Source organism: Paenibacillus motobuensis (assembly GCF_039521865.1).
GTDB classification, from domain to species: domain Bacteria; phylum Bacillota; class Bacilli; order Paenibacillales; family Paenibacillaceae; genus Fontibacillus; species Fontibacillus motobuensis.
Window position 1 is genome coordinate 27,655 of the sequence record NZ_BAAACX010000012.1, and the last position, 15,854, is coordinate 43,508.

Genomic DNA, 15,854 nt, shown 5'->3' on the forward strand with positions numbered 1-15,854 from the left:
CGATTAAGGAGGGAAAGCCAATGATCCACATTGGCGGCAGAACATATGAACTGATATACAATCATAAGAATGCTTGGGATCAGGAAGCATTCAAGCAAAGATACAGCGAAGTGTTGGATCGTTATGATTACATTATCGGCGATTGGGGCTATGAGAAGCTGCGTCTGAAGGGCTTCCTGCGTGACAATCATCCGAAGGTGACACGCGATTCAGCATATTCCAGCATTACTGAGTATATTAACGAGTACTGCAATTTTGGATGTGCCTACTTTGTTCTGCAGAAGATGAAAGATACTCAAAAAGAACCTTCCAACAAAACAGTCCAAGAAGAAGAGAAAACGGCTGCCGAGTAAATCGGCAGCCGTTATATTATGTTATTTTTTAATAAGATAAATGGATAATGCCTTGCTGATAGCTCCATTTCAAATCAGGAAACTTCTGCACGAAATCATGGAGTTCCACATAGGACTCATCGTCGATTATTTTTATACTCTTGGAGGCCAGAGTGAAGCCGGTCTTCTTGCCATTCTGATCGGTAATAACCAGCTTCTGAGCCGCTTTGTTCCAAGTAGTGTTGCCTTGTACAAGGGCCGCCAGCACTTTGGCCGGTACGTAGATTTTGTTGCCGTTTTGAACTGTGTCAATATAACCGCCCAGCTCAACGCCATTCACCTTCAACGAATAGGCGCTGCCGCTAAGTTCCACATGTTTCAGTCCAGCTTTGTACAGTGCGGTAACGAGCTGAGCGACAGGATTGCCTGTAATTTCGATGTCGGGCTTCAGGCCGATATAATTGAAGTCTTCTTTATTTGGTGTTAAATAACGTTCGATGGTCATTTTGAGGTATCCACCATTGGATAATTGGAAGACGTTCTGAATCCGAGCCTTTCCATAGGTCTGGGCACCAACGACCTTGGCGATTCCATTATCATGCAGCGCACCAGTAAGAATCTCAGAGGCGCTGGCCGTCCATTCATTAGTCAGAATTGTGACCGGCATTCCAATATCTTTGCCGTTCGTGATGTTTACCTTCTGCAGCTTGCCGCTCTGGTCCGATGTGTACATAAGTGTACCGTTTTTCATGAATTGGCTGGCGATATTTTGTGCAGATTCCACATAGCCGCCCAGATTATCACGCAAGTCGAGTACCATCGATTTCATGCCTTGGTTACGCAGTGAAGCTAATATCTTGGCGAATTCCTTATCCGAGTCTTCCGAGAATGAAGCGATGGAGATATATCCGATCTTGCTGGACGGAATGAGCTTTCCTGTTACCGATGTGAGTGAAAACTCAGTACGCTTGACGGGGAAAGTAAGACTGTCAGAACCGCGCTTAATTGTAATGCGGATGACGGTACCTGCTTGTCCGCTCAGGTCGATATCTTCCATATCGGCAACGGGAACACCATTAATTTTCGTAATGATATCTCCTTGTTTGAGTCCCGTATTCTTAGCTGGAGAACCGTCTAGTACGCCTGTAATATACAATTTGTCCTTAGCATATCTAAGCGTGATGCCGATGCCGACATATTCCTGGTTGATGCTGCCGGCAAATTGCTCCATATCTTCAGGAGTTAAATAGTCACTGTATGGATCATCAAGGGTATAGATCATTCCGCGTATTGCATTATCGATAAATTCCTGTCTCTGTGTCCCTTCGATATTGTAAGCATCTAGATAATCGAGCACCTCTTGCAGAATCTTAAGCTCTGAATCTTTGGTCTGTTCCGTACTTTCGGCAGCGGCGCTTGCAGCCTGCGGGAGGGTAAGCATCAGGGCCAGTAGAGGAACTAGTAATCTCCTACCTAACTTGTTCAACTTCATTATTGTCCATCCTTTGCAAAATAAGATTAACCTAGAAAGGCATTGCGTACCCGATTCCAGAATGGAAAAGGACGATAGCGTACAAAACTGATCTTCTGCTTGGCAACCTGACAGCGAACCGAGATAAGGTCATCCACAGGCGTATTGATATGATCAATAGTAAGCATCAAATTCTGTTCTTTGCGTGAGTATATATCACAATGGTGATGCTTAGGCAGCACCAGAGCTGAGCCCATCGTACGGAATACACGGTTGTTGATCGAAGCAATCTCAGAAATCTGCATAGCTTCTATAGAAGGATGTACCATGGCGCCCCCAAGGCTCTTGTTGTACGCCGTACTTCCTGAAGGGGTAGATACGCAAATACCGTCCCCTCTGAACATTTCGAACATCTGGTCGTTAATGTCAACCTGGGCTACGATCGTACCGCCATCCACACTTTTGAGAGTAAATTCATTGAGGCAGATGGACGAGGAGGTACCGGATTTCTTGACCACTTCCACTTCGAGTAGAGGATAATGGACGATTCTGGGATTCAACTGCCGGCGGTCTTTCTGTCCGCTCATAAGTTGGATGAGTTCGGGGATTTCATCCGCTTTCCAGTCGGCATAGAAGCCGAGATGGCCAGTATGTACTCCAACAAAGGCGATAGAAGATACGCGGTTAATGAAGGAGTGGAATGCATGGAGCATCGTGCCGTCCCCGCCAATAGACACAACAATATCAGGGGATTCGGCATCCAGTATCAGTCCATGCTCCCCCGCCAGCTTGTGAAAGGACTTGCTAAGATCTCTGGATAGTTGATCTCCGCGGTCCAGAACGTAATATCTCAAGGTGATAGGCTCCTTTGCAAATCTTTTATAATACCTGTAAAGATCATAATCAATTATGAAAAATAACACAACGTTTCATTTTTTCGGTTTTCCTTTCTGTTTAGGCAAGGATGACAGGAACTGCTGAATGATTCGCGCCAAAAGAGATAAAATAAGCAGTATTACTACAATTTTTACGAACACGATAAAAAGGCTAGGCACTTCGCTCCATCGTTGCAGCAGCTGTTCAGGCTGCTCCAGCGGCTTGAAGGAGGGGCTTGCACCCATTAGTGGCTTCCAAGCTATAAGCATAAGAGCCGCGGCCAGAAAAGCATGTATCAGCCTGGCGAAGAAGAAAGGAAGATAGCGCAGATCCGCATCATTCAAGATGCTGGCTACCTGTGCGTGTACCGACAGACCACCCCAGGATAGAATGAAGGCTGCCGCGGCTGCCTTGAACATGAACGGGACATCGGCGGGGGATGCTGATGCTTTAGCCCCAAGTGTGACCTCGAACGTTCCGCCTACAAAGGCTTGGGCTAACTCAGGGGGCAAGTGTAGAATAGCAAGTATCCCTTGCACTGTGCTATAGAAGAAGCCCATTACATTTGCAGCAGTCAACACCTCGAGGATGACGGAGAAAAAGACGACCAGCCCGCCAACGACGACCATAAGCTGAAGGGACGAAGTGACTGCGTGGCGCAGCAGTTCTCCCAAGCTCCGTCCGTCCACGAGTCTTGCTTCATGCATGGCTCTTAGAGCAAGCCGGATACTGAAGCGCGTTTCCCTTGACTTCTTGTCCGCAGAACTAGCTGATTTATCTGTACTTCGCTTCGTGCCGTAAAATCTCATGATAAAGCCTACAATGATGGCGCTGCCGTAATGAACGAGGGCGAGTGCGCCGGCCAGCTTCGGATTACCGAAAAAGCCGACGGATACGGCTCCGATCAGAAAGATCGGGTCTGAGGTCGTAGTGAAGGCGACAAGCCTCTCCCCTTCCTCGCGTCCGATCAGCAGTTGTCTACGCAGCTTGGTGGTGAGCTTGGCGCTGACGGGATAGCCAGAGGCGAAGCTCATGGCGGCGACAAAGCCGCCTGTTCCAGGAATGCGAAATAATGGTTGCATCAAAGGATCCAGCAGTTTGCCTATAAAATGGACAATTCCAAAACCGAGCATAAGCTCGGAGATCACAAAGAAAGGGAACAGGGACGGAAAGAGCACGTCCCACCAAATAGCTAATCCACGTACGCCCGCCTCCCAGGAGGCCGAAGGATAAATCAGCATCATCACGATGAGAATAAGTGCTAATAGAGGAATAATCGCTCTTGTCCAGCTTTTGTTCATGGATAACGCCTCCACTTGAGTCATAGTCCAGTGTATGAGCCCGGAGGGACAAACATCACCAAAAAAATAGGAAAGCGATTACATGAAGTGCTGTTTTTTTCGGTTTCATATGGTAAAATAGCACTATAAATTCATTTTTGGATGGGGTGTTGAATATGAGTTTTGTTGCCGGTGTTCTCGTATGCGCCTTTGTATACGTCATTCGTGCCTCTCTTGTCCATCCTGGTGAAGAGGACTGGCGTAGCTACTAACGAACTAAATTTACTACTTGTAACAAGCTCCGATAGGAGCTTTTATTTTTTTTTGGTATAATTTATCTAAGTACAGCTTCTATATGTGCGATAAATTAGCTCTATAGACGAATAGGAGATGAATGCAGGGTGAACCCCAATCTGAGTATTTACGATAATCTTGGCGGGGCAGAGACGATCAGACGTTTAGTCGAGGCTTTTTATCCGCGCGTTGTAGCTGATCCGCTTATCGGTCCGCTATTCCCTGCAGATATTAACCCGGTCATGGAGAAGCAGTATATGTTCCTGACTCAGTTCTTCGGGGGGCCATCTCTTTATTCCGATATGCACGGTCATCCGATGATGCGGGCACGCCACATGGCCTTTCCTGTTACACCCGAACGAGCTGAAGCCTGGTTGGCTTGCATGAGTGCAGCGCTCGAGGAGATCGGGGTGGATGAGCCGCTGCGAAGCTTCGTTATCCAGCGTCTGTCGGGCCCTGCGCATCATTTTGTGAATACAGAAAGCAGCACGAATGATTGACTTCTTGAGGGGTGGCACCCCTTTAAGTGCAAGTTTAAAAAGTCAGACTTTCAGCACCGAGAAGGTTGAATGAAGCTAGGGCTGAGCGGAGCGTACGTAGTTTGTACGTGAGCACCTAAGATGTTTCCGTAGGAAACATAACTTCGTAAGTATTCGCTTAGGCCCGGCTGAATTCAAGATCGATGCCTTGTTTGATAGCTTCATGATTTACTTCGTGATCAAAGGGGACTTTTTAAACAACCTTTTTAATGAGAGACGGAAAGGAAGTATGCAGCTTGGAACTAGAACCTCTCTTTACAATTAAAGTGACATGCAACTATTGCGAGAATGAATTCACGACCTCCCGTGTCCGCCCCAGCTTCAAAAGAGCGATAAAAACGGATACCGATTTTTGTGGATATTATCGCAATGAGAATCCGGATTATTACGTGGTTCGGGTGTGCCCATTCTGTGGGTTTGCCTCTACAGAAAATTCAACCGAACGTCTTAATGAACGACAGACTGCACGTTTTCATGAGGAAATTGAGACGCGCTTGATCAAGCGGGATTATGGAGGTAAGCGGGACTGGAGCGCGGCGCTTGAGACATACAAGCTCGGATTACTATGCGCCCAGACGATTAATGAGAAGGAACGGATCATCGCAAGTCTTCTGCATCATATATCCTGGCTGTATCGGTATAAAGAAGATCGTGAGCAGGAGCAGCGTTTCTTACAGTACTCATTAGAATCTTACATACGCGTATACGAGACGGAGAGCAATCTTGGCAATGACGCCAGGCTGATGTATCTGATCGGAGAGTTGAATCGCCGTACGGGCAATTATAATGATGCCGTGAAATGGTTCTCGAGAGTCATTAATGACAAGAAGATTATGGATGCTTCCATGATTCGGGCTTCGAGAGAACAGTGGGCAGTATTGCGCGAAGAAATGTTGAATGGTGGGCATGAATTGCCTGAGGAGATGCAAAATTAACCGAAAATAGGGGCTTATCCGATCCTTGATCATTCAAATATGAATATAGAATAGCCCCTATTTTTTTGCATATGAATTAACCGTTGGTTATTTAATCCTTGCGTACGATAGTATCGGTTAATAAGTAATCGTTGTCGCTGTCTAGCACCGTAATTTTATTGCCGCAGCAAGGGAAGACCAAGAGTTTTTTCTTACCCTCCCGCACACGAACGATATCGTCCGGCTTAAATTTGGCAAGCAGAACGTTATCGCTTTGGCAGAAAGGACATTGCGGGACATAAACGTCACCCATAATGATGTCATAAGGCAGAGCTTTATTAAAAGGAATCATTTTGATTCATCCTTAACATCAGAAGGGTTGCTCCCGCTGTCTTTGCTGGCTAATTCAGCAATCTTCTTCAGCAGAATATGCTGTGGCATATGCATTAGGTGCTCGATCGGAACTTTCAGTTCTGCGGCCAGCTTCACGGCCGTTTCCGGCGAGATTTGCAATGGTTTCATAGTGGAACATGCCTCCTGTCTAGAATAAGCGTATACCTATAGTTATACACTTTTACTTGAATCAGTTCCACAGTTCCTGCGAGGCAGGTTAAAAGAAGAAAGGATGATATATCAATGAAACAGGTATCTGTAAATGACCAGCTTGTAGAGACTTGGAATCTGGACTCCATCTTCCCAGGAGGTTCTGCCTCAGAGGAATTCGCGAAGTTTCTGGATGAATTGGGCCGTATTCTTACCGAACTTCATTCGGCATTGAAGCAAGCGTCAGCGCCAAGAAATCTAGATGAGACACGGGCTTTGGATCAGACGATTGAGGGGCTGCAAAGTGCCCAGGCAAGAGTGCTTGAAGCAGGAGCCTTTGTTGAATGTCTGACGGCTCAGGACCAGCATGATAAGAAGGCGGTTCAGCTAACTGGCAAAGTAACCTCGCTGCGGGCAGGGCTGCAGAATGTGATGACATTGTTCGAGAGTTTGCTGCGCGATACGGAGGATCAGGTTTGGCTGGAATGGATCGCTCGGGATGAGATCGCCCCAATTGCCTTCATCATGAATGAGAAGCGTAATTCCGCTCGTGAGAAGCTCTCTCCGGAACTGGAGAATCTGGCTGCGGATTTGGCCGTGGATGGATACCATGGCTGGGGACAGCATTACGATACGATTGTAGCCAAAGTTGGCGTGGAATTTACTGATGATGAAGGGAAGAAATCTACGCTCTCCGTCGGTCAGGCGGCCAATAAGCTGAGCGATTCGGATCGTGCAGTTCGCGAGAGAACGTTCGTGGAATGGGAGAAGGCCTGGGGAGATGTAGCCGATTATAGCGCGGATACATTGAACAGATTGGCTGGATTCCGATTGAAACTTTATGAGAAGCGCGGATGGGAAGATGCGTTGAAGGAACCACTTCAAATCAATCGTATGTCCAGAGAGACGCTAAATATGATGTGGCAGGTCATAGAAGAGAACAAACCGATCTTTGTCTCGTATTTGGAACGTAAAGCCAAGATGCTCGGGGTGGAACAGCTTAGCTGGAGCGATGTGGATGCACCACTTGCCAAGTCGGAGACGAAGATAAGCTACCAAGCAGCAGCAGAAGATATTGTGAAGCAATTTGGAAAATTCAGCCCGAAGATGGCTGAATTCGCGACTGAGGCATTTAACCGCGGCTGGATTGAAGCTGAAGACCGCCCAGGCAAGCGTCCGGGAGGCTTCTGTACCTCATTGCCGGTCAGCAAGCAGACACGGATATTTATGACCTTCGGCGGCAACTACTCGAACGTCTCTACCCTGGCTCATGAGTTGGGACATGCGTACCATCAATATCTGATGGAAGAGCTGCCGCAATTCAATCAGGATTATGCAATGAACGTTGCCGAGACAGCTTCAACCTTTGCTGAGATGATTCTAGCGGATGCGCTTCTGAAAAATGCGGGAAGCGAAGAAGAGAAGCTGGCACTGCTCGCCGAGAAAGTGCAGAACAGTGTATCCTTCTTCATGAACATCCATGCCAGATTCCTGTTCGAGACCCGCTTCTACGAGAAGCGGAAGTCAGGTATGCTGGATGCTTCTGAACTGTCGGCTCTGATGGAAGAAGCACAGCGTGAAGCTTATCATGGAGCGCTTGGAAATTACCACCCTCTCTTCTGGACATCCAAGCTGCATTTCTACATTACTGATGTGCCGTTCTACAATTTCCCGTACACCTTCGGCTACATGTTTAGTACCGGCATTTATGCCCGGGCGCTGAAGGAAGGAGAGGGCTTCGCGGAGAAATATGATGCTATTCTTCGTGATACGGGTCGCATGACAGTAGAAGAATTGGCGTCCAAGCACTTGAATGCAGATTTAACGAAGCCTGATTTCTGGCGCGAGGCGATGGCTCTAGCTGTCGCGGATGCGCAAATGTTCCTTGATATGACCAAGTAAGGCGAACGAGCCGTCCCAAGTAGGCCATTCCTACCAGGGACGGCTTTTTTATGATAATTCGGTTTGCTACCCCAATTATTGAGGAATGTAATTACGAATGAGAGGCATGGGCTGAGAATGGGGGGAATCCATTAACGAAGAATTTTGTTTAATTATGTAATTTTAGCTGGAAAATAGGGTATAAAGTCGTTATTTATATAGTAATTTATAACCAATTTTGTTCTTAATTGTTGAATAATAGAATATACTGGAATATAATGAGACATAAGCCCTAGTTCAAGGGGATAACATAGGAAGGGAGGGGGAGTATGCTGACAGTCGATCAGCTCTCGTTGGCAAGACAGGTCGATATTGTATTTAAGGAATTATCCGTAGAACTTGGAGGTATGACATCAGGCACTGTATTTATTCAGATTCGCAATAATATAATTGGTAAATTCGGCATTCGCCACAATCCGATCACTGGCCGCAACGGTCATTTGGAGGAAGAAGGACAGGGCTTATCTTCGGAACAGATTCATTCTTTTCGCGTGATGGCAGTTGAGGCTTTGAAGTACAAGCGCTATTGGACTCATGGAGAGATTAGCTATGAGTTCGTATTGAAGAAGGGCACCATTATGGTTGATGCTATTCTGGAGTCCAATTATAATATGGCAAACCTAATGATTCAGAGGTATCCAAAAGTAAATGCAGCGAATACATACAAAGGATCAGATTTATCTTCATAATTTTTTAAGTGAATTATGGAACTTGGATATCATAGTGAAAGACAGGCGACCTGCCGATGCAGATCACCTGTCTTTCTATAGGTGTGAACAGGAGAGAGCGAATTACATGTTAGAACGACCCGACAATTGCTGCTCTGCCATTTGAACCAGACGTTTAGTGATGTATCCTCCTAAGGAGCCGGTTTCACGAGAAGTATAGTTACCCATGTAGCCGTCTTGCGGGATCGATACGCCCAACTCTTGTGCAGCTTCCATCTTCAATTGTTGTAATGCAGAATTTGCTTCAGGAACGACAAGGTTGTTAGAGCGGTTTCCGCGGCCTTGGTTTTGACCTGCCATGTTTGTCACCTCCTTTGGCCTTTGTGATGTTAGTATGGTTTTTGCAGAATAAAATATTCAGTATAACTGCTAATTTGCAAAGTGGTAATTGTTTGAAATTTGTAGGCACCCTATACACAAAAAAACAAGAGCCCTCCGATAAAGGAAGGCTCTCTTGAATATCATTCTGTAGCTTAGCTAGGATAAACCATATCCAGGTTCACATAGAATTCCAATGTCTGTGCTGGCTGTAGGTCAATCAGACCTGTGACAGAGGCAGGATGCTTGGAATTAGGGGCATCTGGCAGCCATGTATAGGGCTCGATACACAAGAATTGGTCGGCTTCGCCTTTTGTATACAGCACCCAATGCTTGAAATAAGCTGGATCTGCGGAGTAATGAAGTCCGTATCCATCCTTGCGGAGCAGATCGGCCGATACGGGTTTGTCTCCAATTTGGAACATCGTATCGAAGTTGGTACCGCTCAGATTTAATCCGTCATTAAGGGCATTAAGCTCGCCCAAAGGCGCGATATCTCCGGTCGTAATCAGTTCCTCGTTCGAGGAATAGATGGCGGATACCGGTAATTTGAGCGTCCACTCCTCAGGCTTGCCGTCTAGCAGGAACCAGGTATGTAAACCTAAGCCGAACGGAGCTGGTTTATCACCTAAATGGGTTACCTTGAAAGTCTGCTTCAGCGAAGCACCCTGAAGCCTGAGCGTCATTTCTAACTTGAGCGGAACGGGATACTGACGCATCCAATTCGGGTCATCGGAAGTTAAAAACTCAGTAGTTACGGCACAGCCTTCATCGTCTTCCTCGATATCGCTGACACACCAGCTCTGTGTACGGTGAAGTCCATGAATATGATTGTCATTGGCCGTGTTCCGGTCAAATTGATACTCCTGTCCTGCATAGGTGAAATGTCCTTTGCGAATACGACCCGGTGGAATGAGCATCGGAATGCCAAAATGGTAAGGCTTCTGCAAGTAGAATTCAAGCTCATTCTCCTCAGGATGACGAAGAACATGGCGCTTTTCAACATGATCCCAAATGCTGATTACATTATTACCAAGGCGGGGTAGCAGTGTGACTTCAAGTTCACGGCTATTTAAAATGTACGTGTCATAACCGTTCCATTGTCCTTTGGTCACTTTTTTCATATCGTTGCTCCTTTTCCCACATATTCATCTGAAATAATCGGTTTTAAAAAAGCTTAGCACTATCATAACACTTTTTTTCGAGGACGAAAAATAGATTTGACATTGTATAATAAGCCAATTATGATGAGTATAATTTAGAATATCATAAATGAACACGATGATGGGGACAAGTAGACAATGTTCTTATTTCCTTCAGAAAGCCGGTGGTTGGATGCGAACCGGTAGGAATGACTTTGCTGAATGGACCCCGGAGTTCCGGATGAACCCAAAAGGAAATCGAGCCTTTTGCAAGTATTACCGGACGGTCAATCCACGTTACGGATATTAGAGGTATAGTTCCAGCGGCTTAAGGCGAGCAGATCGTCGCGGCTGTTGGTTATCGTTCTATACGAATAAGGGTGGCACCACGGTCTCACGTCCCTTCACAGGGATGTGAGACCTTTTTTGCGTCTGCTTTTGATTACGAAGTAAACTTGAGAGTGGTCCAGTGCTGAAAACCGTACTTATGAACATTCACTTCAAACTTTAAATCTAAATATATGGAGGAGGCAGTTTTTTATGAAAAAAGTTCTGTCTGGCATTCAGCCTAGCGGCAAGCTTACGCTCGGTAATTATATTGGAGCTCTGAAAAATTTCGTTACGTTGCAGGATGATTACTCCTGTAACTTTATGGTTGTTGATCTGCACGCGATTACAGTTCCGCAAGATCCGGCTAATCTGCGTGAGCAATCCGAGGCTGTAGCGGCTCTGTTCGTAGCTGCTGGTATTGATCCGAATAAATCCAACGTGTACATGCAGTCCCATGTCCGTCAGCATGCTCAGTTGGGATGGATCCTTACTACCTTGACATCAATGGGAGAACTGGAGCGGATGACCCAGTTCAAGGATAAGGCAGCAGGTAAAGAATCTGTAGGTGCAGGATTGTTTGTCTATCCGTCACTCATGGCTGCGGATATTCTGGTATACAATGCTGATCTGGTACCGGTAGGGGAAGACCAGAAGCAGCATCTCGAATTGACACGTGATTTGGCAGGGCGCTTCAATAGCCGCTTTGGCGAATACTTCACACTCCCTGATCCTTATATTCCAAAGGTTGGCGCCAGAATTATGTCACTTGACGATGCTTCCAAGAAGATGAGCAAGAGTAACCCGAACCCGGGAAGCTATATCGCACTGCTCGATACCCCGGATGAAATTCGTAAGAAGATCAGCCGGGCGACGACAGATTCGGGACGTGAGGTTAGATTTGACACGGAAGCGAAACCGGAGGTAAGCAATCTTATCACGATCTACAGTCAATGTTCTGGCTTGTCCGTGGCTGAGGTGGAGCAGAAATATGAAGGCCAAATGTACGGGCCGTTCAAGAAGGATCTGGCTGAAGTTGTCGTTAGCGTGCTTGAACCGCTTCAGCAGCGTTATCATGAAATCCGAAACTCGGGAGAAATTCATGACATTCTGCGTCAAGGCGCATTGAGAGCTAACGAGGAAGCGGAGAAGGTACTGCAGGATGTACAACGAATGATGGGCTTCCTCCTCTAAGGGAAAGTTTAAAAAGTCCACTTTTGATCACATATTTATTAATTCAGAACTTAGCCCGGGCATAATCGATGCCCGGGCTTTTTAATAGTAAAATTGCAATTCTGTTATACAATTTCTGTTCATTAAATTGTCACAATCACTGCTTTTTATCGGATGATTGTCAAACATTTCTGCTTCTTGGTATGATAAAGTTTATAGTGTAATATGGATTCATTGAATTATTCGTGAACTTCTTTATATAGGAAGACAAATTTTATAGTTAGGGGGAAATATCTGACATGGACAGAATTTCTTACACTGCACCTTCAGAATCGGCAGCATTGTCCGTGAGACCTACTCCTCCAGGAAAAACAGCGACTTGGAAGGATTTTATCGCGCTAACCAAACCAGGTATTTTGCGTTCAAATCTTATCGCGGCTTTTGCTGGCTTTTGGGTGGCCTCAGGGTGGCATTTACAATACGGCAAACTGATCCTCATGTTGCTGGGAACCGTACTGGTCATGGCTTCCTCCTGTGTATTCAACAACTACTTTGACCGTGATCTGGATATGAAGATGGCCCGCACACAGAATCGTGTCCTTCCTACTGGGAAGATGTCGCCGAAGACGGTGCTCTGGTATGCTGTTATACTAGGCATATTGGGATTGTCTGTACTATTTATCGGCAACGGCCTGCTGGCCGGTGTATTTGGTGTCGTTGGCATGCTCGTATATGTCGTTGTGTATACGTTATGGCTGAAGCGCTCCTCGACCTGGAGTACCTCAGTTGGAGCGATCTCAGGAGCTATGCCTCCGGTGATCGGATATGTAGCGGCTGCAGGTAAGGTTGACCTCGGCGCTGTTCTGTTATTCGCGATGCTGTTCTTATGGCAGCCTCCTCATTTCTGGGCGCTCGGCATCCGGCGTGTAGAGGAGTATCGGGCGGCGGGTTTCCCGTTATTGCCAGTCGTCAAGGGAATTCCGAGAACGAAATTGCAAATGATTCCTTATCTGGTTCTACTGCTGCCTATTCCTATATTAATGTATGTCTACGATTATACAGGAATGTGGTTCCTTATCATTGGTGAGCTTCTGTCCGTATCCTGGTTGCTGATGGCGCTAAAAGGCTTCCGTTCACAGGAAAACGATGCTTGGGCGAAGCGGGTATTCTTGTTCTCAATCAACTATTTGACAGTCAGCATGATCGTCATGATTCTCGATACAGTACGATTGTAATGGAGGTTTGAGGATGTCGTTGCTCAAGAAATATAAATGGACCTGGATTTTGCTGGCGTTATGTATCATCATGGCGGGGTATCTGCTCTGGACTACCTATGCCAAGCCCAAGCTGCCGATTATCCGGCCAGTTGAGAGCTTCAGCTTGGAAAATGTAGATGGGCGCAATATTACGTTAGAGGATACGAACGGCAAGGTTCGGCTATTTTATTTCTTCTTCTCCAGTTGCCCGGATGTGTGTCCACTCACGACCTTCCGCTTAAGTCAAGTACAGGACCTCCTCAAGGATAAAGGGGTGTTCGGCAAGGATGCCGAGATCATCTCGATTTCCTTCGATCCGGAGCGAGACACGCGCGAAGCGATTAAGGCATTTGGAGACAAATTTAAGGCCGATTATTCAGGCTGGTATTTCTTGCGGGGAGATCAGCAGAAGACGATGGATCTGGCCATGAACTCATTCAAAATTTTAATTAATAAAGATCAGAATAACAATTTTGTCCATATGGATCTGATTGGTCTAGTTGACCGGGACGGCAACCTGCGGGAAATATACCGTCCAGAGTCTACGCCTCAGGAGATCGCCCAAGGGGTTATCAATCTGGCCAAAGAATAGTAATTCAGCTTCATATTGGCTTGTCTCATTTTCAGACGAAGCCGGGAGGAGGATATTCAATATATTCCTCTAGCCCGGCTTTTTCTAATTGGGCGATGATATATTCGTCAGGTGTACCTTCCACACCGGCATAGCCTCTTCTCGTATAGATCTGGAAGGCATCCGGGAAGGTGTCCCGTAAAATGGCACGGATCTTCTTGCCAGAAGCGTCGTTGTCCATAAATAAGTAAACTTCATCATCTCCAACCTGCTTACGGAGCGATTCCAGCTTGAGATTGTTCAAGGTTCCGAAGGTGCAATGAATATGTATCTCTTCATGAAGCAGTCTGCGCAGCTTACTGCGATCATTCTTGCCTTCGACGATGATGCTGATCGGCATGGCGGTTCACCTCGATTACGTTGGGGTGGTTAATTCTTATAGAGGTTGTTCAAAAACATGCACTTATAGTGTATACCTGACCGCTATCACATGCAAAAACATGATAAAAACGGTCTGTCGGGAGGGGGACAGACCGCGGGCAGTGATTTCATCCTACCAGAAAGGGGCACGAAGGATAATCACCAGCAAAATATAGAGTACCAAGATGGTGCCTGCTGATGACCAGGCCCCGCCAACTCCTGGGCTGATGACGGGGCCTGGTCCGCCTGGTCCACACGGTTCGATATGACCCACTTTTGATCACCTCCCTTTTTGTGCTTGGGTCAGTAACTACAAAATATACTATGTTTAATCTACGCTCCTGCCCTGTGCAATGGCCTAACCGTGTTCAAAATTATATGTGAATGCCCCTATAGAGGTTGTTCAAAAAGTCCTGCTCAACTGCTTCATCTTTCCGTTGGTACGGTGAAGGAAGCAGGCATATTTGCTCTCCAGGTAGGAACGACGATAATAACCAGCATTAAGAGCAAGAAGGCAAAGAAGTAAGGAGAGTAGTTATTATGCATCGTTCCCGCAATAATGGGGCCGAGGAATGAACCGATTGACATCGCAATAGATTGCAGTGAGAATACGGTTCCCAGCCGTTTGCCCCCGCATAAGTCGATAAAGACGGAAGCCATGGCAGGGAAGACGATACCTTTGGCCAGGCCGAGGGCAAATAGCGAAATGACAATCGGAACCGAGTCGAGTGCTGCTAGGGAGAAGAAGGATAGAGCAATACCGAGTATTCCGAGATAGGTTCTAATATACGGCGAGAAGTGATTCAGGAACAACAACGATAAGGTCGCCAGAGCCCCGAGGCTAATAATCGAGAAGTAAAGTCCAGTGTGCATGATCCCGGATAATCCACCGGCCTGGAGCGGGAGTTCAAAATATAGAATCCCTTGGGCGCAGGATACGGCAAAGGGCAGCAAATAGAAAAAGATAGGAATGATATTGAGCTTCATAGGTGCCTTCTTCATAGGTTGCTGTAGGGTGGTCTTTAATTTGGGCGTTTCTTTGATCGTGAACATGGCGATAACACCGGTAATGATCATGAGCCAGCCAAGCGTCTGGAAAGTAAGGGTGAAACCGGTGCGGGCGACAAGAAAGGCCCCGGCTGCCGGGGAGACGACGGAAGCAAGGGTATGCATGACCCCGTGTCCTGCCATCAACTTCCCCTGTTTCACAGCGTTGCTCGACAGGGAAGCGAGCAGGGCCAGACAGGCCGGGGACAGGAAAGCAAGCACAAATCCGCTAATCGAGCGCAGCACGAGAAGCTGCCATGGCTCCGTGACATGGGCCTGCAGCAGGAGGATCGCTCCGCCAGAGAGCAGACTGAATATCATATAGCCACGGCTTCCGTGGCGATCCACGCCCTGTCCAGCAATTAGATTGCCAGGCAGATGTGTTAGCGCATATATACCCATCATCCAGCCAATAAAGGCAGGCGCAGCCCCGAGTGACAATGCAAAGGGCGTCAGAATAGGATATTGCGCATGCAGGTCGAAGAAAGCGAGGAACATAAAAAAATAAAGCCAGAAAGCGATTTTCACTGCCTTGCCCTCCTCTAAAAGTGAGTTACCTCTTAAAAGTCATTATGCTATACTTGTACGTTGCTTGGGACGAACTTATACCCCCTTTCGGTACATGATGTACATAATTTTCTGTGATTTCCTGTTAAATTGGGGTTAAGCTGTCATTGGAACT

Annotated in this window: 18 protein-coding genes and 1 other annotated feature; of the genes, 8 read left to right on the forward strand and 10 right to left on the reverse strand. The window is 46.7% G+C overall.

What is annotated here, in order from left to right:
• The first annotated feature begins 20 nt into the window (after positions 1–20).
• Positions 21–353: a YutD family protein gene (locus tag ABD014_RS14420; protein WP_343862231.1), complete on the forward strand. Its 333-nt coding sequence runs from the start codon at positions 21–23 to the stop codon at positions 351–353.
• Positions 354–381: 28 nt separating this feature from the next.
• Here the strand turns inward: ABD014_RS14420 and ABD014_RS14425 are convergent, their stop codons facing one another.
• The 3 genes from ABD014_RS14425 to ylbJ all read right to left on the reverse strand — a co-directional run bounded on the left by ABD014_RS14425 (position 382) and on the right by ylbJ (position 3,980).
• Positions 382–1,824, reverse strand: a complete 1,443-nt coding sequence (locus tag ABD014_RS14425) for a S41 family peptidase (protein ID WP_343862233.1) — start codon at positions 1,822–1,824, stop codon at positions 382–384.
• Between the two features lie 26 nt (positions 1,825–1,850).
• Positions 1,851–2,657: an NAD kinase gene (locus tag ABD014_RS14430; RefSeq protein ID WP_343862235.1), complete on the reverse strand. Its 807-nt coding sequence runs from the start codon at positions 2,655–2,657 to the stop codon at positions 1,851–1,853.
• A gap of 75 nt (positions 2,658–2,732) precedes the next feature.
• On the reverse strand, positions 2,733–3,980 hold the full coding sequence (gene ylbJ, locus ABD014_RS14435) for a sporulation integral membrane protein YlbJ (protein WP_343862237.1): 1,248 nt from the start codon (positions 3,978–3,980) through the stop codon (positions 2,733–2,735).
• A gap of 380 nt (positions 3,981–4,360) precedes the next feature.
• Between ylbJ and ABD014_RS14440 the strand changes: the two genes are divergently transcribed.
• Complete coding sequence (locus tag ABD014_RS14440) at positions 4,361–4,753, forward strand: globin domain-containing protein (protein ID WP_343862239.1); 393 nt, start codon at positions 4,361–4,363, stop codon at positions 4,751–4,753.
• A 275-nt stretch (positions 4,754–5,028) separates the two neighbouring features.
• Positions 5,029–5,727, forward strand: coding sequence for a DUF2225 domain-containing protein (locus ABD014_RS14445; protein ID WP_343862241.1), 699 nt, complete (start codon positions 5,029–5,031; stop codon positions 5,725–5,727).
• Between the two features lie 91 nt (positions 5,728–5,818).
• Here ABD014_RS14445 and ABD014_RS14450 read toward each other — a convergent pair whose 3' ends face one another.
• Positions 5,819–6,058, reverse strand: coding sequence for a hypothetical protein (locus ABD014_RS14450; RefSeq protein WP_343862243.1), 240 nt, complete (start codon positions 6,056–6,058; stop codon positions 5,819–5,821).
• Positions 6,055–6,228, reverse strand: a complete 174-nt coding sequence (locus tag ABD014_RS14455) for a YycC family protein (RefSeq protein ID WP_343862245.1) — start codon at positions 6,226–6,228, stop codon at positions 6,055–6,057. Before ABD014_RS14455 ends, ABD014_RS14450 begins: the two co-directional genes overlap by 4 nt.
• A 114-nt stretch (positions 6,229–6,342) precedes the next feature.
• On the opposite strand from ABD014_RS14455, the gene ABD014_RS14460 reads away from it, so the two are divergent.
• Together ABD014_RS14460 and ABD014_RS14465 are read left to right on the forward strand one after the other, a co-directional pair.
• On the forward strand, positions 6,343–8,151 hold the full coding sequence (locus tag ABD014_RS14460; protein WP_343862247.1) for a M3 family oligoendopeptidase: 1,809 nt from the start codon (positions 6,343–6,345) through the stop codon (positions 8,149–8,151).
• A 308-nt stretch (positions 8,152–8,459) separates the two neighbouring features.
• Entirely contained in the window at positions 8,460–8,879 is a 420-nt protein-coding gene (locus ABD014_RS14465) for an O-methyltransferase (RefSeq protein WP_343862249.1), read from the forward strand.
• Between the two features lie 102 nt (positions 8,880–8,981).
• Here ABD014_RS14465 and ABD014_RS14470 read toward each other — a convergent pair whose 3' ends face one another.
• Positions 8,982–9,218, reverse strand: a complete 237-nt coding sequence (locus ABD014_RS14470; protein WP_343862251.1) for an alpha/beta-type small acid-soluble spore protein — start codon at positions 9,216–9,218, stop codon at positions 8,982–8,984.
• A gap of 173 nt (positions 9,219–9,391) precedes the next feature.
• Entirely contained in the window at positions 9,392–10,360 is a 969-nt protein-coding gene (locus tag ABD014_RS14475) for an aldose 1-epimerase (RefSeq protein ID WP_343862253.1), read from the reverse strand.
• A gap of 148 nt (positions 10,361–10,508) precedes the next feature.
• Positions 10,509–10,785, forward strand: a binding site (T-box leader).
• A 133-nt stretch (positions 10,786–10,918) separates the two neighbouring features.
• Here ABD014_RS14475 and trpS point away from each other — a divergent pair.
• The 3 genes from trpS (at position 10,919) to ABD014_RS14490 (ending at position 13,726) form a co-directional block, all read left to right on the forward strand.
• Positions 10,919–11,899 carry a tryptophan--tRNA ligase gene (gene trpS, locus ABD014_RS14480; RefSeq protein WP_343862255.1) on the forward strand — a complete coding sequence of 327 codons (981 nt, stop codon included), beginning with the start codon at positions 10,919–10,921 and terminating at the stop codon, positions 11,897–11,899.
• Between the two features lie 278 nt (positions 11,900–12,177).
• On the forward strand, positions 12,178–13,113 hold the full coding sequence (gene cyoE / locus ABD014_RS14485) for a heme o synthase (protein WP_343862257.1): 936 nt from the start codon (positions 12,178–12,180) through the stop codon (positions 13,111–13,113).
• 13 nt (positions 13,114–13,126) lie between these two features.
• Entirely contained in the window at positions 13,127–13,726 is a 600-nt protein-coding gene (locus ABD014_RS14490) for an SCO family protein (protein WP_343862259.1), read from the forward strand.
• A gap of 31 nt (positions 13,727–13,757) precedes the next feature.
• Here the strand turns inward: ABD014_RS14490 and ABD014_RS14495 are convergent, their stop codons facing one another.
• The 3 genes from ABD014_RS14495 to ABD014_RS14505 form a co-directional block, all read right to left on the reverse strand.
• A complete protein-coding gene (locus tag ABD014_RS14495; RefSeq protein ID WP_343862261.1) occupies positions 13,758–14,105 on the reverse strand; it encodes a toprim domain-containing protein in 348 nt (115 codons plus the stop codon).
• Positions 14,106–14,258: 153 nt separating this feature from the next.
• Entirely contained in the window at positions 14,259–14,399 is a 141-nt protein-coding gene (locus ABD014_RS14500) for a hypothetical protein (RefSeq protein WP_379339945.1), read from the reverse strand.
• A 152-nt stretch (positions 14,400–14,551) separates the two neighbouring features.
• The gene (locus ABD014_RS14505) at positions 14,552–15,700 is read right to left on the reverse strand and encodes an MFS transporter (protein ID WP_343862264.1); all 1,149 of its coding nucleotides are present in this window, start codon (positions 15,698–15,700) and stop codon (positions 14,552–14,554) included.
• Positions 15,701–15,854 lie beyond the last annotated feature (154 nt).

Bases quoted from the DNA above. Each gene is read 5' to 3' on its own strand.
- ABD014_RS14420 (WP_343862231.1), top strand. From the start codon at position 21: ATGATCCACATTGGCGGCAGAACATATGAACTGATATACAATCATAAG.
- ABD014_RS14425 (WP_343862233.1), bottom strand. From the start codon at position 1,824: ATGAAGTTGAACAAGTTAGGTAGGAGATTACTAGTTCCTCTACTGGCC.
- ylbJ (WP_343862237.1), bottom strand. From the start codon at position 3,980: ATGAACAAAAGCTGGACAAGAGCGATTATTCCTCTATTAGCACTTATT.
- ABD014_RS14450 (WP_343862243.1), bottom strand. From the start codon at position 6,058: ATGATTCCTTTTAATAAAGCTCTGCCTTATGACATCATTATGGGTGAC.
- ABD014_RS14455 (WP_343862245.1), bottom strand. From the start codon at position 6,228: ATGAAACCATTGCAAATCTCGCCGGAAACGGCCGTGAAGCTGGCCGCA.
- ABD014_RS14460 (WP_343862247.1), top strand. From the start codon at position 6,343: ATGAAACAGGTATCTGTAAATGACCAGCTTGTAGAGACTTGGAATCTG.
- ABD014_RS14465 (WP_343862249.1), top strand. From the start codon at position 8,460: ATGCTGACAGTCGATCAGCTCTCGTTGGCAAGACAGGTCGATATTGTA.
- ABD014_RS14470 (WP_343862251.1), bottom strand. From the start codon at position 9,218: ATGGCAGGTCAAAACCAAGGCCGCGGAAACCGCTCTAACAACCTTGTC.
- ABD014_RS14475 (WP_343862253.1), bottom strand. From the start codon at position 10,360: ATGAAAAAAGTGACCAAAGGACAATGGAACGGTTATGACACGTACATT.
- trpS (WP_343862255.1), top strand. From the start codon at position 10,919: ATGAAAAAAGTTCTGTCTGGCATTCAGCCTAGCGGCAAGCTTACGCTC.
- cyoE (WP_343862257.1), top strand. From the start codon at position 12,178: ATGGACAGAATTTCTTACACTGCACCTTCAGAATCGGCAGCATTGTCC.
- ABD014_RS14490 (WP_343862259.1), top strand. From the start codon at position 13,127: ATGTCGTTGCTCAAGAAATATAAATGGACCTGGATTTTGCTGGCGTTA.
- ABD014_RS14495 (WP_343862261.1), bottom strand. From the start codon at position 14,105: ATGCCGATCAGCATCATCGTCGAAGGCAAGAATGATCGCAGTAAGCTG.